We start from the raw sequence: 13,109 nt of genomic DNA on the forward strand, positions 1-13,109 counted from the left end.
TCTCTTTCAAACTTTTATTTTTATTTCAAGGATTTAGCTATAACTACATAGCTTTATCATTTTTAAACTTTAAAGCCAATGAGGCTGCTCCAATAACACCAGCATCATTGCCCAACTGTGCTAATTTTAATTTGGTTGAATCACGAACCGATTTAAACGCATTTTCTTGGAAATAACGTGTTGTTGGTTGTAATAACGTATTTCCTGCATTTGAAACACCACCACCAATAATAATATTTTCAGGATTAAGTGTGTTTCCAACATGGGATAAAGCCAATCCGAGATATGAACAAACTTCATTGACAATTTGATTGGCCAAAATATCACCGTTGTCCGCCAAGAAGAAAACCATCTTCGACGTTAATTCTTCTTGACCTTCAATCAGTTCTTTAATGCGTGATTTACCAGTAAACCGCTTTGCCAAACTCTTAGCTACCTTCACAACGCCAGTTGCAGAAGCGTACTGTTCCAAGCAACCACGTTTACCACAAGTACATAAAAATCCGTTCTTTTGGACACAAATATGTCCAATTTCGCCAGCACCGTTATTAATACCATGGACAAGTTTACCGTTGGTGACAACACCACCGCCAACGCCGGTTCCAAGCGTCACGAAAACAACATCGTCAGCCTTATCGCCAGCACCTTTCCAATACTCACCTAATGCAGCGGAATTGGCGTCATTGTCAATTGCAATGGGTAATCCCAGTCCTTCAGTAATTGTCGGACCAACTTGTTGTACTTGATCCCAGCCAAGGTTGAATGCACCAACAACTGTCCCTTTTTCACGATTGACAGCACCTGGCGTCCCCATTCCAATACCGATAAAATCATCAGTATTATAATCTTCTCTTCTCATTTGATCGGCAATTGATTTAATCATATTTGGAACAATCTTGCTGCCACTATCGCTAATATCTGTTGGAATACTCCATTTTGTGAGAATATTTCCATCCTCGTCAATAAATGCGAACTTTGTGGTGGTTCCTCCAAGATCAATTCCAATTAGTCTCTTACTTGCCAAGATAAGTCCCCCTGCTTTCATGTTTTTCTTCAATACGGTGTTCATGAGTCAAAATGAGTTTGGCATGGATAAAGTCATCATGGCTAATTAAGTGCGCCTTATGCAAGTGATCAAGCTCCAATGCCATCACCTCTATGTCCCACAACCGTTTGCCAACATATACATATATGTTGAATTTTTTCAGTAACTGCTGAACATCATACAGCGTTTTCATTATCTCACATCCTCAGCCAAATTTCTTTCAATTTTAGAAATTTATCCTAAAAACTACTACGCATGCCCATTATAAACATTGCAATAATAATCACAACCAGCGTGATACCGGCCACAATCCGCTTTACCAAGCTGACCTTTCCAAAAGTAACGCCAGAAACATACGCAATTAAAAAGCCGCCTACCAAACCACCTAAATGACTGGCAATATCAATCCCGGATACAAAAATATCCGTTGCGATATTTAAGACAATAAATAAAAGAAACGTTCTAGCCATCGACACAATAGCTTGGTTTCTGGAAAAGCTTTCGCCAAGCATCATAAAAGCACCAAACAACCCAAAAATAGAGGTGCTTGCACCGGCAGATAAACTTGGACTGAAAGCAAAACTTGCTAAGTTACCGGCAATCCCAGAAACCAAAAAGATTAATAAAAATCGCCAATGGCCAAACAACGTCTCTACATATTGACCTATAAAATATAAAGTAATCCCGTTCATTAAGATGTGTGTAAAGCCGATATGGATGAAAATAGGTGTCAGTAGCCGCCAATATTCACCAGCACGGATAAGTGGATTATATTTAGCGCCAAAACGAACTAAATTGGCGACGTTTTCGGTTCCTCCGGAAATAGTCATCAGTAAATAAACAAGTACCATTATTCCGAGTAAGGCATAAGTCATATACGGTTTATCTCGTAATCTGCCCATAAAACTAATCTCTCCCTTTCCATTAATGGATAATTTTATCAATCTTTATATCAAAGGATTCAATTGGCCAGACCGGCTCATCAAAAAATTGAGGCGGTGTTGCAATTGAAATGGAAAGGCCATGAAAATCAGTAAGGAAGCGGTCATAATAACCACCACCAAAGCCAACCCGATAGTGATTACGAGAAAATGCCAGTCCAGGAACAACGAGGATATCAATTGCAGATTTAGATACCACAGATCCACCTATTGGTTCCCTGGTCCCAAACTTTGTGATTGCCAACTGTGTTGAATCATCGAATAACACAAATTCCATTTGACGGTGTGGAAGCGTTCGTGGAACCACGACTTTTTTGCCATTCGACAATGCAAAGTCAATCACTTTTTGGGTGGGAACTTCACCATCCATGCTTAATGTAATTCCTATTGTTTCAGCCCTTAAATAATCTGGATCAGTAAAAAGCTGTTGGTATAGTTGCTTAAGGAGCGTATTAGCATTTTTACATTGTAAAAAGTGATTTATCTTTTGCAATTGCTGTTTTCGCAGATTCATTTTTGCTTTATTTTGCATTCTCCAACCTACTTTAATTGACCTAACTATCGTGTGTTACGAGAAAAAAGAGACTGGACAAACTGATTACAGTTTGTTTCCGGCCTCTTCTGTTTAGGTTGCATCGTTGTAAAATGAATGCGGATAGGCCTTCGACTGTTTTAACTACCCAAAAATAATTAAATCGAAATTCCGCATCATTCAATTTACAACCTGACGCTCTTATTTTGTTTCTCGATGTAATGTCACTTTGCGTTCACGTGGGCAATACTTTTTAAGCTCCAAACGGTCAGGATTGTTTCGACGGTTTTTGCTTGATAAGTAAGTACGTTCATGGCATTCAGTACATTCCAATGTAATGTGTACTCGCATGGAATAGGACCTCCAAACTTTTTCTTTTTATAGCTAGTCTAATAGCATTAACTCTGAATATTTTATCATCAATCTTTATAAATTACTAGGATTAAATTGATAAATGTTAAGTATTTTTACTTAACAGTCGACGTTGACTGGACCTCTTTCCAATATGCCGCATAAATTCTCTTTGCCAACTGCATGTTATTGCTTTCGGCGTTTACGCCTAAATTAGGCATAGCCAAAGCAACAACAACCTGGGGATGAGTAGATGGCGCATAAGAAGCTAAACTAAGTGTAACTGTTTCATTACCATTGTAGAAGGTCTGAGCTGTACCGGTCTTAGCAGAGATTTCCGGTTTGATTGTATCCAATTCTCCACCGGTCTTATAGGTGTTTGTTCCATGAACAACGTCATAAAGGCCACGCTTAACAACCGCACGCTGCGCACTTGTCATATCAATATGATTGAGAACTTTTGGCATCACAGTTGCCTTCACAGCACCCAAACTTCCATTTTTGTTGGTCCCGCGAATTGATTGAACAACATGAGGTGCAATCCGATAGCCGCCATTAGCAATGGTCGACATGTACTGAGCAACCTGCATCGTTGTATAGGCATCATAGTTACCAAAGGCCTCATCAAGGGCACTTCCGATGTGTTGCCGCCCACTGGCACCCTTTAATCCGGTTGACTCTCCAGGAATATCGATACCGGTATCAACCCCTAAACCAAACTCATTAAAATAACCTCTAAGTTTGCTAAAAATTGATGGGCTCATGGTTAAAGCACCGCCCTCAACATACTTGAAGTGAGCCTCTTTCATGGCCAACTGCATCATATACGAGTTCGATGAAACTTCCAATGCCCCACTAGCATCAACAGAAATATTTGATCCACCGTTATGATTAAACCATGAAGATTTTTTTACGCCTCCGGTTGTAATTGGCTGATCTGTCAATGTACTATTTGTCGGTGTGATGACGCCATCCATTAAAGCACCAGAGACCATTGCACCCTTAACGACTGACCCCATAACAATCGGGCTGTTAATATTTCCAAGGACATTGTCAGTGATTTTAGAAGTCTTCGGATTACGATCTACACCAGCCATCCCAATAACAGCACCGTTGTTAGGATCCATTACAACTGCATACGTACCGGTTGAGTTACCACCGGCACCCTGTTCAGCTGATCGAACCAAAGATTGAAGGGTCTTCTGGAACTTGGCATTAATGGTTAATTGAAGGTTATCACCCTTTTGACCACCGTATTTTTTAATTTCCTTCTTAATCTCATTATCACTGTTTAAAACAACCTGAGTTTGTGATTTGGTACCACGCAAAACAGGTTCATATTGACGTTCCAAGTAACTTTGGCCAACGCTATCATTTCTAGAGTATCCTTCAGCCAGCAACTCATTTACCCGATCACTTGGCAAACCGGTCTTTTCATTTGAAACTGTTCCTGCAAGCCCTTGAATTGCCTTGCCGTTAGGATAATTACGGCTCCAGCTGGTTCCAACATTGACACCGGGCATTTCAGACAAATGCTCACCGACTTGCGCAATTTCAGTTTCGGAAACATTATCATCCTTAATGTTAACCGTTGACAGTTGATACGCACCACTCATTTTTGCAAAGATTTCGGCCGCATTTTTGGTTGCTTGACTAAATCTTGAATTTGGAATCTTTTCCACGTATTCAAGTGCCTTATTGTACTTTGCATCTTCACTATAGCTATCAAGACCACCTAATCTCTTCTCTACAGCAGTTAAACGATTAGTATTAGCCAAATAGTAATCGGCCAATTGACGCTTTGTTAGACTGCTCTTAGAAACTTTAACGTACTGAGAAAGCTTCGTAGCCGTCTGGTATAGATCACTGGACATTTCATTAACGCCCTTAGTGTAAATAATGGCCTGATGTGCTGAATTTCCAACCAACACCTTACCGGTCGAATCATAAATCATCCCTCGCTGAACGTTTCCAGAAACGACGGACGTATCTGATCGATTAACCTCTGCCTTAAATTTCGAGCCGTACATGACCTGAAGATAAGCCAGCTGGGTTAATAATGCAATAAATAAAATACCAACAACAATAAAAATAATGTTAATTCTAAAAGGCAATGACGCTGCCTTAGTTTTCTTGCTCTTCTTATTTCGTTTTTTAAAGATTTTCAAAGTCATTACTCCTTGCCATGAATTCAATTCTATCAAATTTCTATTACAAAAACTAGAACTGTTGGCCAATCTTTAACTTCTTATGATATTCTAAATATTGACATTTATTTTTTTGAGAAAAGGAAGTTCAAAAATGAAATCAAAGCGTTATCCTTTAATACTGTGCTTTTTGATTCCAATCATTGTCACAGTTGGGTACTTTATCTTCAGACATTTTGCACCGTTTGGTAATTCCTCAATATTGACAGTTGATATGGGGCAGCAATACATTGATTTTTTTGCTTACTACCGAGATACGTTACTCCATAATCCCAGCGGTATTTTGTATTCCTTCGCAAAGGGACTGGGCGGCGATATGTTTGGAACTTGGAGCTATTATCTGATGAGCCCGGTCAATCTGTTGATTTTACTATTCCCTATTTCAATGTTGCCAAGTGTTTTAGCACTTATGACAATTTTGAAATATGGATTGGCTGGCTTAAGTTTCGGTTATTTTCTTCAAAAAAAATATCAAGCAACCGACTGGCCTGTCATTGGCTTTTCAGCTTCATACGCATTAATGGGCTGGATGGTTGCCAACCAATTAAATATGCTTTGGATAGATGCAGTCATTTTGCTTCCAATCATTTTTCTTGGAATTGATAATATCCTCAAGCACCAATCAACTAAACTGTACATAATCAGTTTTACAGCCATGCTTATTATTAATTACTACATGGGCTGGATGGTTGCCATATTTGTGAGCGCATATATGGTGACTTTCGGTATCGCAAGGGCTTTACCTACTTCTTATTCATATGGAAAAATATTCTATAGATGGATCAAAGCCTCACTAATTAGTGGGATTTTATCAGCTTGGATCCTAATTCCAACTTTTTTCTCTTTATTGACGAGCAAAACCAATTATTCAAAAAATGAATTTCGAGTGCGTTTCGAATATAATCCGCTTGATATTCTCGGCAAATTTATAAATGGTTCATTTGATTTTAAACAACTGCCAAACGGTACCGCCAATATTTTTGTTGCCAGCATCATCATCATTTTGTTTGCTTATTACTACCTCTCACCAACAATTAAGGGACGGCTTAGAATCGCCAGCTTTGCCCTAACTGTCTTTTTTGTGCTTTCGATGTGTTTCCAGCCACTCGATCTTTTCTGGCACGGCATGCAGTTGCCGGTTTGGTACCCATATAGATTTTCATTTATTTTCTCATTCTGGATGATTTTAACCGCTGTTGAAGCTTTTAAAGACATTTTGACCAATGGTCTTCATTGGAAAACTTTTATTGGCAGTACACTGATTATTTTAATTGGCATGATTTACATTGGTACAAAAATAAAATCATTTGAATACTTAAAACCAGAAAACTATGTTTGGGGATGGATTTATTTAATCTTGAGCATCGGATTAATCGTCTTTTATGGTTTATATCGCAAAAATATACTGCTTTCAATCGCAATGGCTATTTTAATGACCGGTGAAATGAGCCTAAACTTTGTCAACTCGCTTAATAATATTTCGTACTTAAATAATAGTGATTACACAAAATTCGCCTCTATTACCAGACCACTTGTGGATAAAATTAAACAATCAGACAAGGGGTTTTATCGAACAGGAGAAACCTTCTCCAGGACCAAAAATGATGCCCTAACAGCCGGCTTTAACGGTGGTTCTATTTTCTCTTCGACATTGGAGTCGGCAACTTCAAATTTCTTTGGAAATATCGGCCAACCTAATGGAGATGCCTACGTATTCTATTCCAATGGCACAATGTTTACCGATTCGCTTTTATCCATGAAGTATTGGATGAATGAACGTCCGGTTACAATAAGAACAAGCCAAAAAACGATGCCTCAATTTTTAAGCACGCTCACAAGCAAACCGGATTTGAGTAAATACGACCTGACTTCTCAAACAAAGTTAACAAATACCTACAAGAATCCATATGCTCTTCCTCTAGGCTTCGTATCACCCGAAAACAGTCTAAAAACAACTGTTGTTCCAAATAATCCGATCACATATCAAAATCAATTGGCTCAGCAACTCGATCCTAAAATCGGCGACCTCTTCAAGTCAGCAAACTATACCAACGTTTCATATCATAATATTTATCCGGTTTTGGACTTGGATAATGCCGTCCTTCGAAAGAAAAATATGATGGAACAGTCTTACGTAACAATTAAGGTGCCAATCGAAAAGAACACTTCTTATTACATGACAATGGGGCCAAACATCTCAAACACGCAGTTATCAGTGTTGGTTAATGGTAATAGTCTGGTTCAGTTTAGGCCCGCTAAAAAAACCGTAGTCGCAAATATTGCCACTGGTGGTACTGCAAATGACACGATTAACGTTAAATTCTATGCAAACGCAAATGATGTTTGGTTACAAGATGTTAAACTTTACAAAGTAAATGATCAAAAGATTGCCAACTTTGCAAAAGATCTAAAAAAATCACCTTATAAAATCGACAGATGGTGTAATCATAAATTTACTGGCACTGTTAACGTTAAAGCAAAGCAACAAGCCCTCACAACAACTATTCCTTATTCGAAGGGATGGCATGTAAAAGTAGATAACCATTCGGTGACCCCCAAAAAATGGGCTAAAATGTTTATCTACGTACCAGTCTCAAAGGGAACCCATCATGTGACGTTTACCTATTGGCCACAAGGGCTGGGCATTGGTGTAACCATCTCTTTGATTGGCGTATGTTTAATCATCGGGGAATATTACTATAACAAGAACAAAAAAGTTATTTAAGTAAAGTAAAACTAAAGGAGCTAATACCGCCAATCAAAATCGGTATTAGCTCCTTAACTTTATTAAAATTATAATTCACCATTGGGTGTATAAGAATAAGTGACATTCTCAGGATCCTTCTTCGGATCAAAGTCGACTCCTAAATCATAGCCCTTAAAGAACCATTCATCGCCAGCATCCACAAAATATTTGATGCCATCTTTATCAGTTTCCGTATAAACCTCTTCAGGATTATCATCACGGGTAATCGCTAATGAGAAGCCATCGTGTACGGGAGTCTTGCCATAAACCTTTCCATAAAATCGAACGCCATTACCATCAGATAATCCCATTTCATCATGGAACCATTTACTTGCAGCATCGGTAATCTCAAGTTTCATTAATCGCACACTCCTTATAGATTTTCTCTGAATTCGCTTACAACACATTATATCATCGTTTGTGAAATTAACAAAGAAAGAGCAAAAGGCACCCGGTTAAGTATTTCACTAAACCGGGTGCCTTTAAAAAAATAGTCTATTTAACTTCCAAAATTTTTACTTTCATATCACCAGCGGGAATATGAATAACTACCTCTTCATTTAAGCGGTGTCCTAAAAGTCCCTTGGCAATTGGTGAATCATTTGAAATTTTGCCAGACATTGGATCAGCCTCAGCAGCCCCAACAATCGTATATGTTTCCGGTTCCTCATCAGGGAGTTCTTTAAATGTCACAGCTTTCCCAACAGTAACCTCGTCCTTGTCACTGTCATGAGAGTCAATAATCTGTGCATATTGAATCATATGCTCAATTGTCGTAATTCGACTCTCTAACATACTCTGCTCATCTTTTGCTGATTCATACTCGGAGTTTTCCGATAAATCACCATAACTTCGAGCAATTTTAATTCTTTCAACCACTTTTGGTCGTTGATTTACCTTCAAATCCTCCAATTCTTTTTGTAACTTGTCCCGACCTTCTGCGGTCATTGGATATGATTCTTGTTCAGCCATCTAAAAATTCTCCTTTATAAAAGATTAAATTGTTGAATCAAAATTCTGTTTGATTTGTTCACTGCCACGACTCTTTAAAATCGAGCGCATTTTGGTTGTTAACAGATCAATTGCAACTTGGTTCTCGCCACCCTCAGGCACAATGATATCTGCGTAACGCTTAGTCGGTTCAACAAACTGATGATACATTGGTTTAACCGTTGTCAAATACTGATGAATAATGCTGTCTAATGAACGGCCGCGTTTCTTAGTATCCCGCTCAATACGGCGAATCAGTCGAATATCATCGTCTGTATCGACAAATACTTTAATGTCCATTAAATCACGTAATCGCTCATCGTCAAGTATTAAAATGCCATCAAGAATAATAACTTCTCGAGGATCCTGATGAATGGTTTTTTTACTTCGAGTAAATTGATTATAATCGTATACCGGCGTATACCGGTTTTTCAATCGCTTGATACTTTAGAAGTGACTTCAGCTGTTTAACCAATAAATCATAGTCAAAAGCCATCGGATGATCGTAGTTAACCCGTTTTCGCTGCGCCATTGTCATCTCATCTTGATCTTTGTAATACGAATCCTGCTGCAAGATCATGATTGAATAGTTTGATAACTCATCAAATATTTTTCGGCTAACGGTTGTCTTACCACTTCCCGAGCCACCAGTGACACCAATCACAACCGGTTTTTTTGCTGGTTCTGTCATTAATCGAATTTCCTTTCGGTTATCAACTCTTAATTATTTGAAGCATGTTTAGCAATTTGCTGTTGATGTTCTTCGTACGTTTTCGAATAATATACTTTCCTGGTCTTGGTATTTGCAACAAAGTATAAATAATTTTTTGAACGATCAAGTGGATGAAGTAATGCTTGAACAGAGCTGATACTTGGACTATCAAAAGGTCCAGGGCCAAAGCCTGTATATTTATATAGATTATAAGGAGAGTTACTCTGAAGATCCTTAGTTGTCAGTTGTTTATTATTACGATGAATGGCATACAACACGGCGACATCAGACTGAAGCGGCATGTTAATGTCGATTCTGTTCAATAACACGCCTGACATCTTACGACGATCTGTCTGATTAACCCCTTCCCGCTCAATTAGAGAAGCCAGTGTCATAAATTGCTGAACGGTCAATTTAGTCTTTTTAATTTGTTGATAGTGAGGCGCTAATACTTGATTAGTTTTGGCAACCATCTGATTAACAAGAGACTTAAGTGACGTATTCTTCTTAACTTCATAAGTTGCTGGATACAAATATCCTTCAAGCCGGTATCTGACTTGCTTTGCTTTCATAGCAGAACCCAATAACTTAGGATAAGATTTTTCAAGCTGTTCCATAAATGCTTGATCTTTCATCACACTAATAAAGTTTTGCTTCGAAAAATCTGTCGTTAAAGAAACCTGAGTAGCAATTTGATCAATATTTGCTCCCTCGCGAACCAAAACCTTTCCTTTAGTACTTTGGATTGGCTGATCACTGCCACCTTTTTGAAGCTGTTTAGCAATTGTTTTCAAACTCATCGCTGGTTTCAACTGGTAATAGCCAGCACGAAACTCACTCATGTTATTGGATTTAACATAGTAATCAAAAACCATCCCACTCTTTACAACTTTCTTGTTCTGCAAGATTGAGCCAATCTGTTTATTGGATGCCCCAAGTGGGATATGAACCTGGGTAACGTTTGTATTCTGCGGATTCATTGGTTTCAGGGCCTCTTGAAAATACCGATAACCAAGAAAACTAATGGACACCGCCAGAATAATTAAAATCGCAATTACGGAAATAATGATTTTTCGCCCTAAACTACGGTTGGGTTTGGGGGTCCGTTCATTTGAGTTGTTACTCATTAGATGCTCCTCCTATATTCTCAGCTTTCATTATAAGTTTGAAACTACCTAATTTCCGCATTTAGTTCATCAGTTAACCGTTTTTTAATCTTTTCAAAAGCAGTTGTCACAACTTCATCCTTTAATGTCTCACGAGGATTGACATAATGTAACGAATAAGCCATTGATTTTTTACCGTCAGGAACATTTGCACCATCATAAATATCAAACAAACGAATATCATGAAGGAATGCACCACCACGTTTTTTCATTAAATTAACAATTTGATCATTAGTCACGTCACTGTCAACTAAGAATGAAATATCTCGTTCAACTGATGGATACTTCGAAATTGCCTGATATTGATCATCACTCTTTGGCAGATCGATTAATGTTTGCAGATTAAGTTCAAAAGCATAAGTTTCCTTAATCTTGAATTGTTTGGTGATCTTTGGATGAACTTGTCCAATAAATCCTACATAATGACCGTGGATATTAATATCTGCAGTTCTTCCGGGATGCATTTCCGGATACTTATTTGTTGACGTATACTCAATATCACCATTAATGCCAAGGTTCTCGATAAACTGATCAACAATTCCCTTTAAATCGTAAAAATCAACCGATTTAACATGATTATTCCATGAAGGATCTGTTAAATTACCAGTTACAACACCGGCAACATGTTCCACTTCATCTGGACGAACTTGATCATCGGTATCTTTGTAGAATACCCGACCAGTTTCATATAAGGCAACATCATTAACCTTATGAGCATGATTATAAGAAACATCATCCAACAAACCACTAAGTAGATTCATTCTTAATGTCGAATGATCCTGTGTCATCGGAGAAAGTAATTTTGTCAGTTTGCTCTCCCGCATCATGAATAGTTGCGCCTTTTCTTCCGTTGTCAATGAATATGAAATAGCTTGTGTTAATCCAAGCCCCTCCAGCACATGTCGAGCAACTCTTTGGACTTTTTGTGCCGACGTTAACACACCTATCGTTTGACGACCAGTCGGCAACGTTGCTGGCAAATTATCATAGCCATAAATTCGAGCAACCTCTTCAAATAAGTCAGCCTCAATATGAATATCCCAACGACGTGCTGGAATTGTAACGTTTAACCCATCGTTTTGTTTTTCACTGATAAATCCTAAACGATCAAAAATTGCTTTAATGTCTTCAATCTTAAGATCAGTACCAAGAACATGATTCGTTCTTGCAGCTGTTATAAAAATCGTTGGTAATTCGGGATGATATTCTGAAGCAGTCACGATTCCTTTAGCAACTTTGCCACCAGCAAGCTCTTGAATGAGATTAACAGCTTCATTAATGGCATCTTCAACGCCATCTGGATTAATACCACGTTCAAAGCGTTGTGATGCTTCGGAATGAAGGACGTGTCGTTGAGCTGTCTTCCGGATTCTAATAGAATCAAAAATAGCAGATTCTAAGACAACGTTTGTCGTCTGCTCATCAATTTGAGTATTGTAACCACCCATCACCCCTGCAAGTGCAATTGGATGATCATTATCGGCGATGACAATATCTTCGGGAGACAAATCATGGTCCTCTTCGTCAAGTGTTTTGATCTTTTCGCCCTTTTGCGCCAAGCGAACTTGGATATCGCCATCAATTTTATCCTCATCAAAAGAATGTAGTGGCTGCCCATATTTCATCAAAATATAATTAGTCACATCAACAACGTTATTTATAGGTCGAACACCGGCATTCCAAAGGATAATCTGTAACCATGACGGACTAGGTGCAATTTTTACATCCTTAATGACACGTAACTTATATGTTTTTGCGAGAGAATTATCTGCAGAAGCTTTAATTTCGTCATTAACATTTAATGCTGAATCTTCATGAACAATCGGTTTTTTAATATCAGGATGCTGATCGTAAATAGCGGCTAATTCATGAACAGTTCCTAAAATACTTAACATATCTCCGCGGTTGGGTGTGACATCCAAATCAATGATTGGATCATCCATTCCTAAATAATGATAAACGGGTTCACCGACTGGAACGCTATCATCAAAGACATAAATACCATCTGCCCATTCCTTTGGGACAACATCTTTGCTGAATCCAATTTCGTCCAGAGCGCAGATCATCCCTTCGGATTCAACGCCACGCATCTTCGAACGCTTAATTTTAACGTTGCCACCAATACGCGAACCGGGCAGAGCTACAATAACTTTTTGTCCTGCATCAACATTTGGCGCACCACAAACGATTTGGAGCGGCTCCTCTTCACCAACATCAACAGAGCAAACGTGTAAATGATCGGAGTCCGGATGGGAAGTCATTGATAAAACGTGGCCAATAACTAACTTTTTCAAGCCTTCCTCTGCGATGTCGACAGAATCAACTTCAACTGCAGTCCGTTCAATTTTTTCAGCTAAATCTTTAGCTGGAATATCTAAATTCAAGTATTTTTTTAACCATTTATATGATACTTTCATTC

General features: G+C 38.4%; 11 protein-coding genes and 1 pseudogene. 1 reads left to right on the forward strand and 11 read right to left on the reverse strand.

Annotated elements, in window-relative coordinates; genetic code table 11:
- Nucleotides 1-43: 43 nt before the first annotated feature.
- From HMPREF0519_RS06375 to HMPREF0519_RS06395, 6 genes are all read right to left on the reverse strand, one after another.
- Nucleotides 44-1,045: an ROK family glucokinase gene (locus HMPREF0519_RS06375; protein WP_003560699.1), complete on the reverse strand. Its 1,002-nt coding sequence runs from the start codon at nt 1,043-1,045 to the stop codon at nt 44-46.
- Nucleotides 1,014-1,238 carry a YqgQ family protein gene (locus tag HMPREF0519_RS06380; RefSeq protein ID WP_003554296.1) on the reverse strand — a complete coding sequence of 75 codons (225 nt, stop codon included), beginning with the start codon at nt 1,236-1,238 and terminating at the stop codon, nt 1,014-1,016. Before HMPREF0519_RS06380 ends, HMPREF0519_RS06375 begins: the two co-directional genes overlap by 32 nt.
- Nucleotides 1,239-1,284: 46 nt before the next feature.
- Nucleotides 1,285-1,947 carry a rhomboid family intramembrane serine protease gene (locus HMPREF0519_RS06385; RefSeq protein WP_050768666.1) on the reverse strand — a complete coding sequence of 221 codons (663 nt, stop codon included), beginning with the start codon at nt 1,945-1,947 and terminating at the stop codon, nt 1,285-1,287.
- A 22-nt stretch (nt 1,948-1,969) separates the two neighbouring features.
- Nucleotides 1,970-2,518, reverse strand: a complete 549-nt coding sequence (locus HMPREF0519_RS06390; protein WP_003560703.1) for a 5-formyltetrahydrofolate cyclo-ligase — start codon at nt 2,516-2,518, stop codon at nt 1,970-1,972.
- 201 nt (nt 2,519-2,719) lie between these two features.
- A complete protein-coding gene (gene rpmG / locus HMPREF0519_RS13325; RefSeq protein WP_003554303.1) occupies nt 2,720-2,869 on the reverse strand; it encodes a 50S ribosomal protein L33 in 150 nt (49 codons plus the stop codon).
- Nucleotides 2,870-2,985: 116 nt separating this feature from the next.
- On the reverse strand, nt 2,986-5,043 hold the full coding sequence (locus HMPREF0519_RS06395) for a peptidoglycan D,D-transpeptidase FtsI family protein (protein ID WP_004561608.1): 2,058 nt from the start codon (nt 5,041-5,043) through the stop codon (nt 2,986-2,988).
- 127 nt (nt 5,044-5,170) lie between these two features.
- On the opposite strand from HMPREF0519_RS06395, the gene HMPREF0519_RS06400 reads away from it, so the two are divergent.
- Entirely contained in the window at nt 5,171-7,801 is a 2,631-nt protein-coding gene (locus HMPREF0519_RS06400; RefSeq protein WP_004561609.1) for a YfhO family protein, read from the forward strand.
- A gap of 68 nt (nt 7,802-7,869) precedes the next feature.
- Here the strand turns inward: HMPREF0519_RS06400 and HMPREF0519_RS06405 are convergent, their stop codons facing one another.
- From HMPREF0519_RS06405 to pheT, 5 genes and pseudogenes are all read right to left on the reverse strand, one after another.
- Nucleotides 7,870-8,181 (reverse strand): HesB/YadR/YfhF family protein, encoded by a 312-nt coding sequence (locus HMPREF0519_RS06405; protein ID WP_003554308.1) that lies wholly within the window; start codon nt 8,179-8,181, stop codon nt 7,870-7,872.
- A 136-nt stretch (nt 8,182-8,317) separates the two neighbouring features.
- The gene (gene greA, locus HMPREF0519_RS06410; protein WP_003554310.1) at nt 8,318-8,794 is read right to left on the reverse strand and encodes a transcription elongation factor GreA; all 477 of its coding nucleotides are present in this window, start codon (nt 8,792-8,794) and stop codon (nt 8,318-8,320) included.
- A gap of 24 nt (nt 8,795-8,818) precedes the next feature.
- Nucleotides 8,819-9,503: pseudogene (gene udk, locus HMPREF0519_RS06415) on the reverse strand (uridine kinase).
- A gap of 29 nt (nt 9,504-9,532) precedes the next feature.
- Nucleotides 9,533-10,651 carry an endolytic transglycosylase MltG gene (gene mltG / locus HMPREF0519_RS06420; RefSeq protein WP_004561612.1) on the reverse strand — a complete coding sequence of 373 codons (1,119 nt, stop codon included), beginning with the start codon at nt 10,649-10,651 and terminating at the stop codon, nt 9,533-9,535.
- Between the two features lie 44 nt (nt 10,652-10,695).
- Nucleotides 10,696-13,107 (reverse strand): phenylalanine--tRNA ligase subunit beta, encoded by a 2,412-nt coding sequence (pheT, locus tag HMPREF0519_RS06425; RefSeq protein ID WP_003560712.1) that lies wholly within the window; start codon nt 13,105-13,107, stop codon nt 10,696-10,698.
- Nucleotides 13,108-13,109 lie beyond the last annotated feature (2 nt).

The sequence above is a fragment of the Lentilactobacillus hilgardii DSM 20176 = ATCC 8290 genome (assembly GCF_000159315.1).
Lineage (GTDB): Bacteria > Bacillota > Bacilli > Lactobacillales > Lactobacillaceae > Lentilactobacillus > Lentilactobacillus hilgardii.